The sequence below is a fragment of the Pantoea sp. BL1 genome (assembly GCF_000963985.1).
Classification (GTDB): domain Bacteria; phylum Pseudomonadota; class Gammaproteobacteria; order Enterobacterales; family Enterobacteriaceae; genus Pantoea; species Pantoea rwandensis_B.
On sequence record NZ_JZRH01000009.1, the window covers coordinates 1 to 16,278 of the forward strand.

17 protein-coding genes are annotated in these 16,278 nt (G+C 53.6%); 9 read left to right on the plus strand and 8 right to left on the minus strand.

What is annotated here, in order from left to right; translation table 11 throughout:
* Nucleotides 1–181 (plus strand): hypothetical protein (locus VH86_RS26090; RefSeq protein ID WP_045832188.1); only part of this gene is annotated, 181 nt, incomplete at its 5' end.
* A 31-nt stretch (nt 182–212) separates the two neighbouring features.
* Here VH86_RS26090 and VH86_RS05550 read toward each other — a convergent pair.
* A complete protein-coding gene (locus VH86_RS05550) occupies nt 213–1,211 on the minus strand; it encodes a LacI family DNA-binding transcriptional regulator (protein WP_072050584.1) in 999 nt (332 codons plus the stop codon).
* Nucleotides 1,212–1,319: 108 nt separating this feature from the next.
* Between VH86_RS05550 and VH86_RS05555 the strand changes: the two genes are divergently transcribed.
* The 4 genes from VH86_RS05555 (at nt 1,320) to VH86_RS05570 (ending at nt 5,903) form a co-directional block, all read left to right on the plus strand.
* Complete coding sequence (locus VH86_RS05555) at nt 1,320–2,069, plus strand: SDR family oxidoreductase (RefSeq protein ID WP_197080196.1); 750 nt, start codon at nt 1,320–1,322, stop codon at nt 2,067–2,069.
* 19 nt (nt 2,070–2,088) lie between these two features.
* Complete coding sequence (locus tag VH86_RS05560; protein ID WP_045832190.1) at nt 2,089–3,702, plus strand: FGGY-family carbohydrate kinase; 1,614 nt, start codon at nt 2,089–2,091, stop codon at nt 3,700–3,702.
* Between the two features lie 230 nt (nt 3,703–3,932).
* On the plus strand, nt 3,933–4,865 hold the full coding sequence (locus tag VH86_RS05565) for a nucleoside recognition family protein (protein ID WP_045832191.1): 933 nt from the start codon (nt 3,933–3,935) through the stop codon (nt 4,863–4,865).
* Between the two features lie 258 nt (nt 4,866–5,123).
* On the plus strand, nt 5,124–5,903 hold the full coding sequence (locus tag VH86_RS05570; protein ID WP_045814106.1) for an L-threonylcarbamoyladenylate synthase: 780 nt from the start codon (nt 5,124–5,126) through the stop codon (nt 5,901–5,903).
* Nucleotides 5,904–5,947: 44 nt separating this feature from the next.
* Here the strand turns inward: VH86_RS05570 and VH86_RS05575 are convergent, their stop codons facing one another.
* Nucleotides 5,948–6,964: an NAD(P)-dependent alcohol dehydrogenase gene (locus tag VH86_RS05575; protein ID WP_045832192.1), complete on the minus strand. Its 1,017-nt coding sequence runs from the start codon at nt 6,962–6,964 to the stop codon at nt 5,948–5,950.
* A 290-nt stretch (nt 6,965–7,254) separates the two neighbouring features.
* Here VH86_RS05575 and VH86_RS05580 point away from each other — a divergent pair, with 290 nt between their 5' ends.
* Nucleotides 7,255–7,593, plus strand: a complete 339-nt coding sequence (locus VH86_RS05580) for a DUF488 domain-containing protein (protein WP_369800310.1) — start codon at nt 7,255–7,257, stop codon at nt 7,591–7,593.
* Here VH86_RS05580 and VH86_RS05585 read toward each other — a convergent pair.
* Nucleotides 7,590–8,411 carry an SDR family oxidoreductase gene (locus VH86_RS05585; protein WP_045832193.1) on the minus strand — a complete coding sequence of 274 codons (822 nt, stop codon included), beginning with the start codon at nt 8,409–8,411 and terminating at the stop codon, nt 7,590–7,592. The genes VH86_RS05580 and VH86_RS05585 overlap by 4 nt on opposite strands.
* Before the next feature lie 95 nt (nt 8,412–8,506).
* On the opposite strand from VH86_RS05585, the gene VH86_RS05590 reads away from it, so the two are divergent.
* Nucleotides 8,507–9,409: a LysR family transcriptional regulator gene (locus tag VH86_RS05590; RefSeq protein ID WP_045832194.1), complete on the plus strand. Its 903-nt coding sequence runs from the start codon at nt 8,507–8,509 to the stop codon at nt 9,407–9,409.
* Nucleotides 9,410–9,488: 79 nt separating this feature from the next.
* Here the strand turns inward: VH86_RS05590 and VH86_RS05595 are convergent, their stop codons facing one another.
* Nucleotides 9,489–10,565, minus strand: a complete 1,077-nt coding sequence (locus VH86_RS05595) for a type I restriction endonuclease (protein WP_045832195.1) — start codon at nt 10,563–10,565, stop codon at nt 9,489–9,491.
* Between the two features lie 483 nt (nt 10,566–11,048).
* Here VH86_RS05595 and VH86_RS05600 point away from each other — a divergent pair, with 483 nt between their 5' ends.
* Nucleotides 11,049–11,291, plus strand: coding sequence for a LysR substrate-binding domain-containing protein (locus VH86_RS05600; RefSeq protein ID WP_045832196.1), 243 nt, complete (start codon nt 11,049–11,051; stop codon nt 11,289–11,291).
* A gap of 1 nt (nt 11,292) precedes the next feature.
* Here VH86_RS05600 and VH86_RS05605 read toward each other — a convergent pair whose 3' ends face one another.
* A complete protein-coding gene (locus VH86_RS05605) occupies nt 11,293–11,934 on the minus strand; it encodes a hydrolase (protein ID WP_045814110.1) in 642 nt (213 codons plus the stop codon).
* A 255-nt stretch (nt 11,935–12,189) separates the two neighbouring features.
* Between VH86_RS05605 and VH86_RS05610 the strand changes: the two genes are divergently transcribed.
* Entirely contained in the window at nt 12,190–13,107 is a 918-nt protein-coding gene (locus VH86_RS05610; protein WP_045832197.1) for a bestrophin family protein, read from the plus strand.
* A 111-nt stretch (nt 13,108–13,218) separates the two neighbouring features.
* On the opposite strand, the gene VH86_RS05615 is transcribed toward VH86_RS05610, so the two are convergent.
* The 3 genes from VH86_RS05615 to VH86_RS05625 form a co-directional block, all read right to left on the minus strand.
* Nucleotides 13,219–14,064: an alpha/beta hydrolase gene (locus VH86_RS05615; RefSeq protein WP_038649806.1), complete on the minus strand. Its 846-nt coding sequence runs from the start codon at nt 14,062–14,064 to the stop codon at nt 13,219–13,221.
* A gap of 471 nt (nt 14,065–14,535) precedes the next feature.
* Complete coding sequence (locus VH86_RS05620; RefSeq protein ID WP_045832198.1) at nt 14,536–14,883, minus strand: YaeQ family protein; 348 nt, start codon at nt 14,881–14,883, stop codon at nt 14,536–14,538.
* A 26-nt stretch (nt 14,884–14,909) separates the two neighbouring features.
* A complete protein-coding gene (locus VH86_RS05625; RefSeq protein WP_045832199.1) occupies nt 14,910–16,259 on the minus strand; it encodes a sodium:proton antiporter in 1,350 nt (449 codons plus the stop codon).
* Between the last annotated feature and the right edge of the window lie 19 nt (nt 16,260–16,278).

The window sequence follows — 16,278 nt, forward strand, 5'->3', positions numbered from 1 at the left end:
GAACGGAATGAGGAAGCCAGAAGAGCCAGCATGGATGCTGGCGAAAGGTGCAGCCGGGACAGGGAAAGTCCCGTCTGCACCGGTCCGTCAGGCTGACGAGGGAAGTGAAGGTACCGCGTTAGCGGCGCGAGGACAGCCAGCCCCTGAGCGGCACCAGACTGCGTTATCACCACATGCTTAACTGACAAGTATTACGGCATTTGCCGCCCTTTTTACTGCATCTGCAGCACCGGCACTTCTATAACTGTCACTTCCTGCTCGCCTCTCTCCATCAGGCGGAACACCGTTTCCATCATGCCTGCCACATCCTGTTTCACCATGCTGATGTCTTTACACAGCAGCGCGACGAACGGATCCCAGTCGAAACAGCCAATCGCTGGATGTTTATCATCAGATAACAGATCCTCAGCACGCAGAAACTGCACCACCCCTTCCAGCGAAATGGTCGAGTTCACAAACAGGCCAAATTGCCCCGTTACATGCTGCTGAAAGTGATTTTTCAACGCCGTTTGCGCTTTTTCCGGCTCGTAGCCACACAACAGCAAATTCTCCTCCGGCACGGAAATGCCTCGTTCCTGATGTGCCGCCAAAAAGCCGCGCAGGCGCTCTTTACTGTTGTGATCGCTGGCACGCCCACCGATAAAAATCAGCGGCTGCGGGCACTTCTCCAGCAGGCTGCGCGTCAGGCTCAATGCGCCATTGAAGTTATCCGAAATCACTGAAGGGGCCAGCGAACCGGGCAGATCAAGATTCAGCGAGGGGACGCCTGCGGCCTGACAGAGTGCAGTAATACGATCCGGATCGGTTGCCCCCGTCACTACCATGTAATCCACCTGCCAGGAGAGCATGGTGCGCGCCGCTTCCAGTTCCAAATCAGGATCGCGCTGCGTGCAGGTAATCACCGGGAACAGGCCGCGATCGCGCGCCATCTGCTCAAAATTTTCCACGATTGAGCCAAAATAGCGGTTGTCGTATTTGGGCACGATCATCCCGATGGTTTTCGAGCGCGTAGTACGCAGCATGCTGGCCTGTCGATTTAGCGCATAGCCCTGCTCTTGCGCAATCCGGCTCACTTTCTCGGCAGTGCTGGCACTGATGCGCCGCTTCTTCCAGTTGCCGCTTAAAATCGCGCTCACCGCGCTTGCCGAAACCCCCGTGAGTTCCGCGAGGTCATAAATGGTGGTTTTCTTGTTTTTGCCGATCCCCGTCACAGAACCCATCCCTTTATTGCGCTTTTTGTTGCTGGTTAAAAGTCGGGGTGATACTTGTGCTTCATCGATTGAGCACCACCCAAAACGCCATTGATAAAGGATTATAAGATGAACTCGAACCTCTTCTCCATGCATAACCCACTCAACGGAAAAGTCGCCGCCATTACGGGCGCTGCCTCCGGGATCGGTCTGGAATGCAGCAAAGTGCTGCTGCAGGCCGGGGCGAAAGTCGTCCTGATCGATCGCGACGGCGACAAGTTGCAGCAGCTGGTGGCGGAACTGGGTCCACAAGCGCTGCCGCTGCAGATTGACCTGATGGACGGCAAACAGGTTGATGGGATTCTCGATGACATTCTCAAGCTGGCGGGCCGCCTCGATATTTTCCACGCTAACGCCGGTGCCTACATTGGCGGGCCGGTGGCGGAAGGCGATCCCGATATCTGGGATCGCGTACTGAAACTCAACACCAGCGCGGCCTTTCGCTGTGTGCGTTCGGTGCTGCCGCATCTGATCGCGCAGAAATCGGGTGACATCATTTTCACCAGTTCGATTGCGGGCGTGGTGCCAGTGGTCTGGGAACCGATCTACACCGCATCCAAATTTGCGGTGCAGGCTTTTGTGCATTCAACCCGTCGTCAGGTGGCGCAGCATGGTGTGCGCGTCGGTGCAGTGCTGCCGGGTCCGGTGGTCACTGCCCTGCTCGATGACTGGCCGCAGGAGAAGCTGGACGACGCGCTGGCCAATGGCAGCCTGATGCAGCCCATTGAAGTGGCGGAGTCGGTACTGTTTATGGTGACGCGTTCGCCGGGTGTCACGGTGCGCGATATCGTTATCCTCCCCAACAGCGTTGACCTGTAACCAGCCGAGGTGCAGCAGCATGAGTAACGAAAAATATTTGATTGGTGTCGATGTGGGTTCGGCCAGCGCTCGTGCGGGCGTGTTTGACCGCGCGGGAAATCTGCTCGGTCATGCAAAGCAGTCCATCACCACCTTCCGCGCCCACGGTCATGTGGTGGAGCAATCCGCCAATGAGATTTGGCAGGCGGTCAGCCGCTGCGTGCGCGAGGCGGTGGCCACTGCCGCTATCGATCCCGCTGCGGTGGCGGGCATTGGCTTCGATGCCACCTGCTCGCTGGTGGTGATCGATGATCAGGGACAACCGTTGCCCGTCAGCCCAAACGGAGAAGCAGAACGTAATATCATTGTATGGATGGATCATCGCGCGACGCAGCAGGCCGATGCCATCAACGCGACGAAACATCCGGTGCTCGACTATGTGGGCGGACGCATCTCACCGGAGATGGAGATGCCAAAACTATTGTGGCTGAAAACATACAACCCGCAGACGTTCCAGGCCGCCGCTCACTTCTTTGACCTGACCGATTACCTGAGCTGGCGCGCGTCGGGCGATAGTGCCCGTTCGTCCTGCACCGTCACCTGTAAATGGAACTATCTGGCGCATGAACAGCGCTGGGATAGCGACTACTTCCACGCCATTGGTTTACCGGAATTCGCCCAGGAAAAGTTTGCGCGCATTGGGCAACGCATCGTCGAACCTGGCACGCCATGTGGAAGCGGTTTAACCGCACAGGCCGCCGCCGACTTCGGTTTACCCGCAGGCACGCCAGTGGCCGCCGGGTTAATCGATGCCCATGCAGGCGGCGTCGGTACGCTGGGCGCAGATGGCAGCCCGGAAGACAAACTCGCCTACGTATTCGGCACCTCATCCTGCACCATGACACCCACGCGTGAGGCCGCATTTGTGCCAGGTGTGTGGGGCCCGTATTACTCGGCGATGGTGCCGGGTTTATGGTTGAGTGAAGGCGGACAAAGCGCGGCAGGCGCCGCCATCGATCGCCTGCTGGAGATGCATCCAGCGGCTGCAAGGGCACAGCAGGCCGCCGATGCCGCTGGCCTTTCACTGCCGGTGTACCTTGCGGAACAGGCTTTGCAGCACGCTCGCGGTGAATCAGCAACGGTGGATTTAGTCGAAGGTCTGCATATCGTGCCGGAATTTGCGGGTAATCGCGCCCCCTTTGGCGACCCTTACGCGCGAGCGGTGATTTGCGGTCTGGGCATGGACAATGACGAAGCCAGCCTGATCGCACTGTATATCGCCGGCTTGTGCAGCCTTGGCTACGGCCTGCGCCAAATCATTGAGGCGCAAACCAGCAAAGGCATTGTCACGCGGTCGATTGTCATCAGCGGCGGTGCGGGGCAACACTCGTTGGTGCGCCAACTGTTGGCGGACAGCTGCCAGCTTCCAGTGCAATCCACCCACTGCCCTGAGCCGGTATTACTGGGCTCAGCGATTCTTGCCGCTGCCGCCAGTGGCGTGTATTCCGACGTCACCTCGGCGATGGCCAACATGACCACCGATGAAAAGCGCTGGCATCCGGAGCCGTCGGTTTCGCCACTGCATCAGCACCGTTATGATGCATTTAAATTATTGCAGAGTACCGCGCGTAATATTCGTCAGATAAGCGAATAAACGTCGAATAATATTTCCGTGCGCCGCACAAACGTCGGCGCCCGGTTATTTCACCCTGCCATTTCCTGCAAGATAAAATTTAATTTCTTCACTACTCAAGCTTACGCCACCGGGATACTATTTATCCCTTAGCTAGCGCCCTTCGCGCTGGCATTTTTATGCGTTTTTTAAGGCAAGGGGAGCAGCATGTTTATCGGTATTAAGCCGTGGTTCGAGGTTCAGGCAACCGCATGAATATCATCAGCATTATTATGTCTGCGGGCAAAGCCTCGGTGGATGTCGCGTTGTACACGCTAATTCCTATCATGGTGGTGATGTTATTCATCATGAAATATCTGGAAGTGAAAGGCGTGCTGGATTTTGTGGTTCGTCATTCCACTCCGTTATTAAAACCTTTGGGTATTACCGGACTGGCGTTATTTGCCCTGATCCAGCTGAACTTTGTCAGTTTCGCTGCGCCGTTAGCGGCATTAGCGATTATGGAAAAGCGCGGCACCTCCGATCGTCATATGGCGGCCACGCTGGCGATGCTGTTTGCTATGGGGCAAGCCAACGCGTTTTATCCGTTGATTCCCGCAGGACTGAACTGGACTGCGGCACTGCTGATCTCCATCTGCGGCGGCGTGCTGGCCGCAGCAGCCACTTATCACTTCTTTGGCCGCAAACTTTCTGATGCGGCGCTGCTCAATGAAGATGAAGCCGTTGCGAATAGTGAAAGCAAGATGGGGCTGATTGCCATCATCAACAGTGCGGGTGCGGATGCGATTCGCCTGGCGCTGGGCTCACTGCCGATGCTGATTCTGTCGCTATCAGTGGTCGGCATTTTGAAGGAATCCGGTGGCATTGAGATGCTCACACGGCTGGTTTCTCCGCTGCTGGATAGGCTCAACATCTCCGAAGTCTACATTCTGCCTGCCCTGACCAAATGCCTGGCAGGCGGTACTGCGTACTATGGCGTGGTGGCGGGATTGGTGGAGAAGGGACTCTACAGCGCGCATAACATTAATGCCTCGGCGGGCTGGTTGATTCAGACCTTTGACCTGCCGGGTATTGGTATCTTCCTGGGTCTGTCGAGCCGTTTCCCGCGTCTGTTCCGTTTCGCCGTGCCGGGCATTATTCTTGGCATCGCGCTACGCGGCGTGGCACACGCCCTGATATTTTAATTAACCCTGGCGCTGAAAGGTTTATTCAGCGCCCTGTTTAAATAACACTACAATTCCCGCGTGTTATTTTAAATTAACCCTATACATTCCATCGTTATTTTCATCAGTTGCAAAGCCTTTAAATATCGTACTATTATCGCCAGCATGGTTTTGCAAAAATAATTAATCCCGACTTAATATCCGGTTAATTAATTCCTTAATTTCATTGCAGGTAATATTCCTGCACGTCATCTATTGATACGCAGATAGGGTAGATCCATGAGCGGTAAACAAATAACGTGGAATGGCGGGTTACAACCTGAAGCCATCGACATTTTGTCACAAGACGGCGGCATGATTGTGAGCCCAACGAAAGTCGGTTACATCATCATGACCTCCGATAAAGCCGGGTTAGAACGTAAGTTCGAAGCCAAGCAGCGCAAGCGCAACAAGCCTGGCGTAGTGCTGTGTGGCTCGCTGGAACAACTGCGTTCACTGGCTCAACTGACGCCGGAAATTGACCAGCTTTATCAGCAACATTGGGATCAAGATATCCTGCTGGGCTGTATTTTACCGTGGCGCGAAGAGGCGCTGGCGCGTATTCCGGCAGACGGCTCTAAAGAGCTGATGATGGATGGACGCCAGACCAGCTGCTTCGTGATTAAATTTGGCCGTCCCGGTGAAAATATTGCGAAAGCGCTGTGGGAAGAGCACGGGAAATTCTCCTTCGCCAGTTCCGCCAACCCATCGGGTCAGGGAAACCGTGGTCTGGTTGAGGGTATTGGCGAACGTATTGAAGCACGTGCTGATTTAATTATTGAAGCCAATGACTACGTGAAATCCATCCAGCCCAACGACGAAAATAAAGTGCGCTATGAACAGGGTGTGATGGTGTCGATGGTAGATAGCGAAGGTCGTCTGATCCCGCAGCAAAACGGCGAACGTAAAATCACGCCGTGCCCGGTGCTGATTCGTAAAGGTCTGGATGTCGATAAAATCATGGCGCTGCTGTCAGATATCTTCCCATCATGGGATTACCGCCACGGTGATTACTACTGATGTGCTGACGCCTGTTTCCTCATAGAGGAAACAGGCTCACCTTATTACCACTCCACCGTAATCTTGCCGAAATGCCCTGCTGACTGCTGATGTTTAAACGCCGCTGGCAGGTCGCTCAAGGTACCGTAGCTGTCGCTGATCACGGGGCGAATACCGGTTTGCTCTAACGCCCGCACAAAGTCCTGCTGCTGACGGCGATGCCCGACAATCAGGCCCTGAATACGTGCCTGTTTTGCCATTAACAGCGAGGTGGGGATCACCCCTTCGCGCCCGGTCAGTACGCCAATCAGCGCAATATGACCGCCGACGCGCACTGCCTCAATCGACTGTGCCATGGTGCCCGGCCCACCGAGTTCAATCACCACATCGGCCCCCTTGCCATCCGTCAGCTGTTGAACGGCTTTGCCCCACTCCGGCGTGCTGCGATAGTTGATGCCCGCATCGGCACCCAGCGCTTGCGCCCTTGCCAGCTTCTCATCTGACGAGGAGGTGACAATCACCCGTGCACCCATCACTTTGGCAATTTGCAATGCGGTGATCGACACGCCGCCGGTACCCAGCGTGACGATGGTATCGCCCGCTTTGATTTGTGCATCCCCTACCAATGCGCGCCACGCCGTCAGGCCGGACGTGGTAATGGTTGCCGCTTCAGCATGGCGCCAGCTACGCGGGGCGAGCGTAAAGTGATGGGCCGGACGCACCACCACTTCAGCGGCAAAACCGTCCGCGCCATCGCCGGGTGTCTGGGTGAAATTGCCGACCTGGGCAAAGGGTAAACCGTCCTGCCACTGCGGGAAGAAGCAGGACACCACGTGGTCACCGGGCTTAAAGTCCGTGACGCCCGCCCCGACCTCTTCGACCACGCCCGCGCCGTCCGCCATCATGATGCGATCCTGCTCGGTAGGAATCGATCCATCAGCCACCAGCAGATCGTGGAAGTTGAGTGACGTCGCGTGGATCGCCACGCGGATCTCTCCGGCGGCGGGTTTACCCGGATCGGGCAGATCCGCCAGTTGCAGATGCGCTAAACCACCGGGCTGTTTCAGGATCATCGCTTGCATGATTGCTGTTCTCCTTGGTGACGGTCGCCATAAATGGCAACCCTGCAATGTTGGATGCAGTGTGTTCGCTCAGATATATGGCGACCCCACTATGTTGGATACCGTGTATACGACCAGATATATGGCAACCCCACCCTGTTGGATGCCGTGTATACGACCAGATAAATGGCAATCTAGGGTTTCATGTTCAATCGTAGGGTGCGCATTTATGCGCACCTGGTAAAAACTGACGCTAAGTGTGGCAGTTATGCTCAATCCCTGCCTGCTACAATGTGCGGTAAAGGAGCGCAATGATGGTTGATGTGAAAAGGGTCTATGACGAGATCAGCGAGCAGGACGGCTACAGGATTTTGGTGGATCGGCTGTGGCCGCGTGGCATTAAAAAAGCCGATCTGCACTGCGATGCGTGGTTGAAGGACATCGCGCCTTCTGCCGTATTACGCAAAGAGCTACACGGTAAAACCATTGATTTCGCCCATTTCGAAAAGCAGTATCGTGCCGAGTTGCAACAAAACGCAGCACTCGCCGAGCTGAAACAGCGGATGGAAAAGCAAAAAGTGACGCTGCTGACCGCCACCAAACTCGATCAGCAGAGCCACATTACCGTATTGCAGCAACTGCTGGATTAAACATCCGCCCCGTACGCGGCGGCTTTTTGCGCACGTAACTCAGCCAGGCGCCGTTCCAGTGCGGCCTCAATATTGTCATACGCTGTGCTGCCCAGCGCTAAGCGCAGCGGCATGGCAGGCTGATCCAGTGTGGCGATCATGGCGGTGACAGATTTTGCGGCATCTCCCTTAATCACGAAATCACCCGACAAGATCGCGCGGCGCAGTTGGCCTGAAGCCGAATCATGATAAGCATCCAGCGGCTCGGCAATATCCAATCCGGCACCAAAGTTAGTGGCGGTTGGCCCCGGCTCCACCAGCAGGAAATCGATGCCAAAGCTGGCCACTTCCTGCCGTACTGCTTCAACAAATCCTTCAATGCCCCACTTGCTGGCGTGATACAGGCTGAAGTTGGGATAAGCCACCTGCCCACCTTCCGAGGAAACCTGCGCGATGCGACCGCCGCCCTGCTGGCGCAACAATGGAATCACGGCACGAATCAGCTGAATGGAGCCGGTGAGATTGGTGGCGATCTGGCGATTAATCTGCGCATCGCTCAGCTCTTCCGCAGCACCAAACAGACCATAGGCGGCATTGCTCACCACCACATCGACGCGCTCAACGTTGGCAAATGCCTGCGCGATGGCTGGCGCAATGCTGGCAGTGTTCGCCAAATCCAGCATCATGACCTGTAACTGCTCACCGTATCGCGCTTGCAGATCTGCCATTGCCTCAGTGCGGCGCACGCAGGCCAGCACGCGATCGCCACGCGCCAGTAAATCTTCACTCATTAAACGGCCCAGTCCACTGCTGGCACCGGTAATTAACCAGGTTTTCATTTTGTCGTCCTCCGGTTGAAAACCCGATGATAGAACGCTTTACTGGTGGCTATCGTCTCCCTAATCGCGCATGACCTGGTGAGGAAAATCCACCAATGAGAAGACCTTCCTGGCATGAATTGCAGGCCATCAAAACCTTGGGTGAGCAACGCAGCTTCCGTCGCGCCGCTGAGATGCTCGGCCTGAAACGCTCTTCACTCAGCCATCTGGTGAAAACGCTGGAACAGAATCTGGGGGTACAGCTTTTTCAGCGCACAACCCGCAGCGTATCGCTCACCGATGCCGGGCAACAGCTCATCGACCGGCTGGCACCGCTGCTGAATGAAATGGATGAAGTGCTGCACGATGTCAGCGCTCGCCGCCAGCAGCACGCAGGCACCTTGCGCATCAGCGCCAGCGATGCGGCAATTAGTATCCTGCTGGAAAAGGTAGTGCCGGGATTTTGCGCCGAGTACCCCAATATTCAGCTCGATCTAGCCGCGCAAGGTGAACTGGTGGATATCACCGCAGCCGGATTCGATGCCGGCATTCGGTTAATGGAAGATGTGCCGCAGGATATGGTGGCGATTACGCTGGGTGGTTCATTGCACTTTATCACCGTCGCTTCCCCTGAATATCTGGCCGCGCACCCGCCGGTGCAGCAGCCACAGGATTTGCTGCAGCAGCAGTGCATTCGCCACCGGCTGCCAAGCGGCAAGCGATATCGCTGGGAGTATGCAAAGGCGGGAGAGAGTTGTGAGATCGATGTACCGGGCTTGATTACGCTGGACAATAACGCGCTGATGACCAGCGCGGCCATCAGCGGATTGGGCATTGCTTATGTACCCTCGCTTTACGCCGAAGCGGCGCTGCAATCGGGTCAGTTAGTGGAACTGCTCGCCGACTGGCGGGTGCAGTCGGCGGGGATGGCCTTGTGGTTCCCGCCCAACCAGCATCAGTCGATGGCGCTGCGGCTGTTTATCGATGCGCTGAAAATCAGCCTACCGCGCCAGTCGTAATTCAAGCCTGACGCTGTGGCGCTTTGTGCACCATGGTGTAGGCCTGCTTATAGTAACAAGCAGGCTTCCATCAAGGTAATCAAGCGTTCACGTACCCTTCAATCATTGCGACAATAGCATCGGCATGCTTGTAAATGTCATCCAAATCATTAATTGCATGTTTAATCTCTTTTTTCTCTGAATCAAACAGACTTAAATATTTTTGAGCTGTGTTGAATCTAAACCGACAAATTGGCTTTCTATTATTATCATCGAAAAGTATTGCGCAATATGACTTTGAATCCCTGAGAAAAACTTTGGAAGGAGAAACAACTTTACTGGCTATAGCTTTAACAATTAAATAGCCATTAATTTCATCTTCGGTTGTTTCAATCTCCCCACCATCAAGAATATCACTGACAGCCTCTTTGACGGGCATCGTGTCATCGGCAACGCCGCTCGTGTTGAACATTGCATTTTTCAGTCTAATATTCAACTGATCGTTAAGATATTGCGCTGAACCTTTCTTAATTAAAATGGAGAATAAATCTCTCACTTTTTGTGTTACTACTCCTTCATAAACCTTTGATGCCATATACTTTGTGAAGTCATCATCACCTTCATTCAGTATGAGACCAATCACCTTTTTTATTTGGCTAACATACTTCAACTCGCCTGCCGCATTAACTATGGATTCGACATCAAACGTCTGTTTATTAAGCTTTATTATCTCTGGAATTGCGTACTCATCAATATCCAACATATCCAGTTCAAGGAAGGGTTTTTCATCCATCTTATTAGGTGTATCAAGATCGGTGAAAAACTTATAGTACTGACCGTTAGTAAGTATCGCGACTCTTGCACTAGTAACATGGAAATATCTAAAGAGCTGCATAGCATGATTTATGGATAAGGACTCACCTATTTTTTTACACTCAATCAGTATCTGTATATTCCCATCTTTCTTTATCGCGTAATCGATTTTCTCTCCTTTCTTAGTCCCTATGTCACAGATGTATTCTGGAGTAACCTCTTCAGGATCGAACACATCATAACCAAGAACACTGCTGATGAAAGGCATAACGAATGCTGCTTTCGTAGCCTCTTCAGTTTGTATCATATGTGCCTGATTCTTAATTTTTCCAGAAAGTGCAGCTAATTTCTCACTAATTTCCATTTCACACCTCTATTTTAAATTCATCCATACTTTTTGTGATACTCTTAATAGCATAATAATAGAATGACACTGATGGCTTTAATAAAGTGCTTTTAACACCCCCTTAATAAAATTTCCCTCACCCATCATCAACAATAAGTCTAATTAAATTTAAATAACAAGACATCATTTAATAAAATCAGGTTGTTTATATTAAAATTTTAGTGAGAAATGATGCTAATAATAGGGCCAGATATTACTAAGAACGACAGGTATCGATTGGTAAAATTATCTTTAGCATTATCAGAATACTAGATCAGCGATTATGGTCAACTGACATTATCAGATCGATTTTAATAACATGAAATAATTCACATTATTATATGAGCTAAGCTATTGAACATATGAATAAAACCCTAGCTATGCTACTGATTAACAAGAAGCAAATACTAATTCTGGGTTTTCAAAAAAGCAGGAAAATAGTGTGAACTGGATGTGCCGGGTATGATGAATTTACAAAATAACGCGCTGATGACCAGCGCGGCCATCAGCGGAATGGGCATTGCTTATGTACCGTCGCTTTACGCCGAAGCGGCGCTGCAATCGGGTCAGTTAGTGGAACTGCTCGCCGACTGGCGGGTGCAGTCGGCGGGGATGGCATTGTGGTTCCCGCCCAACCAGCATCAGTCGATGGCGCTGCGGCTGTTTATCGATGCGCTGAAAATCAGCCTGCCGCGCCAGTCGTAGTTCAAGCCTGACGCTGTGGTGCTTTGTGCACCATGGTGTAAGCGTAATCTACGCCCATGCCGTATGCGCCGCTGTGCTCACGCACCAGATCCATCACCGCATCGTAAGTTTCTTTGCGTGACCAGTCGCGCTGGTACTCCAACAATACTTGCTGCCAGGTCACCGGCACCGCACCGGCCTGCACCATGCGCTGAATCGAACGCTCGTGGGCATCGACGCTGGTGCCGCCTGAAGTATCGGTCACCACGTACACTTCAAAGCCCTCTTTCAGCGCCATCAGGGCCGGGAAAGTCAGGCACACTTCCGTCCACAGTGCGGAGATAATCAGCTTCTTGCGACCGGTTTTCTTTACGGCTTCGACGAATTTGGCATCTTCCCATGAGTTCATGGAAGTACGCTCAATCGGCCTGGATTCCGGATGCACTGCCAGCAGTTCTGGCCAGATGTAGCCGCTGAAGCTTTCGGTCTCTACAGAGGTATAAATCACCGGCACGTCGAAAACTTTGCCCGCTTTTGCCAAAGCGACGGTGTTATTTTTGAGCTGCTGGCGATCAATATTGGCGACGCCGAAGGCCATCTGCGGCTGGTGGTCGATGAAGATCAGAGTAGAGTTCTGTGGGTCGAGCAGGTCAAGTTTAGACATGATGTATTCCTCTAAAGTGTTTTTTAAATTTGGGTGTTGTGCTGCTGGAATGAACTTTAGAGAAAGGGGCCGCGAAGAGATAACGCAAAGAATTTTACAACTTGTTCAAACTGTTTTTAGAAGATTGATTTATAAAGATAAAACCAGCTTACAGCGTCTGTATTTGTGGTGAAAATACCTGACTTTCACATTGCTTATACGGCAATGACGGGCGTAACCTGTGCTGACTAAATCATAAAAAACACCATCGCAAAAATGATCGTACGTCCTCATCAACACTGGTTCCTCCGGCTGTTCGACTGGCATGGCTCGGTACTGGTAAGCATTGTATTTCGCCTGTCACTCAACCTGCTGATGTCGGTGATCGCCATCATCGGTTATCCCTGGTATTCCACGTTCGGCATTCACCTCACCACGGCACCGTTCAGCTTGATTGGTGTGTCGATTGCGGTATTTCTCGGCTTTCGCAACAACGCCAGCTATGCACGCTTTATTGAGGCACGCACGCTGTGGGGCAATATGCACATCGCCCAGCGCTCGCTGCTGCGTCAGATAAAAACGATTCGTGGCGTCAGTGAAGAACAGGTGCAGGAGTTTATTGGATTGCTGCTGGCATTCAGTTGGGCGTTGAAACACCGATTGCGCAAAACCGATGCGCAGGCTGACTTAGCAAGGCTGCTACCGGAAAAATGGCAACGCGCGGTGCTGGGCCATCCTATGCCGACCTCGCAGACGCTGTTATGTATGGGCGAGTGGCTGGCGCAGCGGCGCGATGAAGGGTTGGTATCGGATATTGTCTGGCAGAGTATTGATGAGAATCTCAATCTGCTGTCGGCATATCTGGGAGGCTGCGATCGTCTGGCCAGCACGCCGATTCCGTTTGCCTACAGTTTGATTCTGCACCGCACTGTGTATCTGTTCTGTACCCTGCTGCCGTTTGCGCTGGTGGCGGATTTGCATCTGATGACGCCGCTGGTGTCGGTGTTTATTTCCTACACCTTCCTCTCGCTGGAGTCACTGGCGGAGGAGTTGGAAGATCCATTCGGCACTGCGCCTAATCATTTGCCGCTGGATGCGCTGTGCGTCAATATCGAGCGTAATTTGAAGGCGATGAACAACGATTTCCCGCTGCCAGAACCGCATCAGCCGGATCGCTATTTTAATTTGACGTGATGCGTCCATGTGTCAGACGCGCACAACCGGCACAGGACTAGCAGATCAGACCGACCCCATAGATAACACTTTTGTGGTCAGTCTCTTTGGATAATCTGTTTTTCTGTCCGGTTAGCTGTGCAGATCCAGCCAGCGCACATACGCCTGATCCCACAGCGCGGCAGGCGAACCCGCTTTACCCAGACCAAACCCGTGCCCGCCACTGCTGAGTTCAATCAACTCGACCGGCACCTGCATACGACGGCAGGCATCGCGCATCATTTCAGTGTTATGAGGATTGGAGGTGTGATCATCTTCCGCCTGGGCGAGGAACGTCGGTGGATATTGTCGGGTGACATAATTCTGCACTGACCAGTTCGCTTCCTGGGTGGGTGTCGCGTGATCGCCTACCATCATCAGATGCGTCTTGGTGTTCTGATACGGCGCTTCAAGGGTGATGACCGGGTAGATCAGCCCAACGCTATCGGCCGTTGGACGGATCTGGTCAAGCGGGTCTTGCGCAGGATAGGTGGTGAAATCGGGGCGCGCCGCCGCCATACCCAGCAGATGTCCGCCGGCAGAGAAGCCGAGCAAGTGCACTTTACGTTCCATCGAACGCACCAGACGAATAGCGCGCTGCGCATCCTGCAGCGGCGCGAGGTTGCCCGCCTGCCACTTTTCTCCTGGCAAGCGGTAACTCAGCACATAAACGGTATAGCCATTGGCATTCAACCAACGCGCGACGGGCCAGGCTTCGCGCCCCATGCCGATAAAGCGGTAGCCGCCGCCAGCCGCCACAATCACCGCTTCGCCATTAGGATTTTCAGGCCGGAAGCGTTGAATGGCTGGAGAAACGATATTTGTCCAGGAGCCGTTCATGCTGACTTTCAATAGTCCAGACGGCCCGCCGCCGCCCGGCGGATCGTCAGGCCACAATGGGATGATGTCATCACGGGCAAACAGTTTGCCTGTGGTCATCGAGAGAGCGGTTGCCCCAGTTGCCAACAAAAAGTGACGCCGTGTAAGTTTCATGCCCAGTAGCCAGTATTGAAAAAAACATGTCAGCCTTGTGGGCTGCGTCTCGTTATGTGATGCGTGTCTGATTTCAACGCTGGCGATTATGTACGCATTTTGTACAAAAGATCCATTAAAAAAGCGCCTAAAAAGGCGCTTATTTTATCGTTAATTTGCATAACATTTGCCGCTAACGCTCAAGGTATGGCGTGGATGCAATCCCTCTAACCCCGGGAGCTTACTCCAGTAAGTGACCGGAGTGAGCAGACGCAGCCAACGCCGCTACAGTGCGAAGTATGACGGGGATTTAATCCCCTAAATAATTCGAGCTGTGGCAAGGCGGCAAGTGCGTGAGTCCCCGGGAGCTTACTGTAGTAAGTGACCGGGGCGAACAAACGCAGCCAACGCCGCTACAGTTTGAAGTATGACGGGGATTTAATCTTGCTGCTGGAATTGGGTCATCACAGTTTGCTCACACTGCTGCTGATTATGGCGCAGCTGCGCACGCTCATCCTCGCCCAGTTCCATCCAGGCGCTGATCACTTCCTGCGCCGTTTCTTCATTAAATTCAGGCTTATCCATGGCGGAAGAAGACTGGCTGGCGGCCAGCTGAGACTTCATCTTCGCGGTATAGGTATCCAGATCGCTGGTCTTTTTTTCCGTGCTCACCAGATGGCACAGCTGGCTGGCATACACATTCTCTTCGCTGGTGTTATCACCGTCGGCGGCGAAGACACTGGCAGAGAGCGAGAGCCCAACGAGGGCGATCAATATAGCTTTCATAACAGGCTCCAGTAATTTCCAGAAAATCACTTTTGATTATGTTGCGCACGTGCCGCCTGACGGGCGGCACGCCAGTTTAATAACGGCGTCACCGTGATGCCGTGCAGCACGATGCTGCACACTACTAACGTCAACGCCATATCCACCATTTGTTCAGCTTGTGGACCGTGCAGGCCATGCACCCAAGCGTAAGCAATATAATTGATACTGCCGATGCCGCGAATCCCTAACCAGCCAATCAGCAGGCGGCGCATCAGGGGAATTTCGCAGCGCCAGGTGGTGATCCACACCGCCAGCGGACGCACGACCACGAACAACAGCAGCGCTAAACCAATACCGGTGAGATTCCAGTGCTGCGCCAGTGTGATACCCAGCACCACCATCATGCCTGCGGCCAACAAGCGCTCGATGGTATCACCAAATGACAGCGCATCGCCGATCACCAAACCGACCGATTTCACCATGCCACTACCGCCATGCGATAGTCGCTGATTAGGATTGACGCGTGCCTCGGCGGGCAGATATTGCTCTTCTTCTGACAACTCCGCTTGCGGATAGTGCTTCACCACCCGCAGTTCCGCACGTCGCAGCCCCACGCCCGCCGCAAAGGTGGCGAGGAAGCCAGAAGCATCCACGGCTTGCGCCGCTGCATAACTCAGCGCAATCAGGGCCAGTGCGAGAAAATCGTTGGGGGCAATATCCTCGTGGGCGCTGCGCAACTGGGTCGCTAATTGTCCGATCAAACGTCCTAGCAAATAACCGATACCCAGCCCGCCCGCGATAGCCCACAACACGTCTTTCAACGCCCAGGTGCCCCAATGACTGATATCCATGCTTTCAGGCGCCAGCAACAGCAGCGCCAACATTAGCAACGGCAGCGCCGAACCATCGTTCATTCCCGCTTCGCTGGAGAGCGCCACACGCAACGCGTCATCATCACGCGCATCGTTGACGGAAATCAGACTCGCCAGTACCGGGTCGGTGGGTGCCACGATGGCACCAAATGCCAGAGACAGCGCCCAGTCAAATCCGGTGATCCAATGCACCAGCAGCGTCATGCCGCCTACGGTGAGCAGCATCGCGGGAAAGGCCAATCGCACGCCGACCCGCCAGGCATGTGCGTTAAGCGGGAGACGTAACTTGAGCCCGGTGATAAACAGCGAGGCTGCCATGGCTATTTCGGTGAGGTGGGCGGCAAGATTGGCGTGCCCGATGATGTCGATTTGCAGCAGATTGAAGACCCACGGACCACACAAGATGCCTGCAAGCAGGTAGAGCCCAAACGAGGTCACTGGCCCACGGTGTATCCAACCGGAAGCCAGTGACATCAGAAGTAACAGACCACCGGTGGCGGCGGTCCAGGCCAGGAAGTTCATAACGCTCCGTTTTTAAATA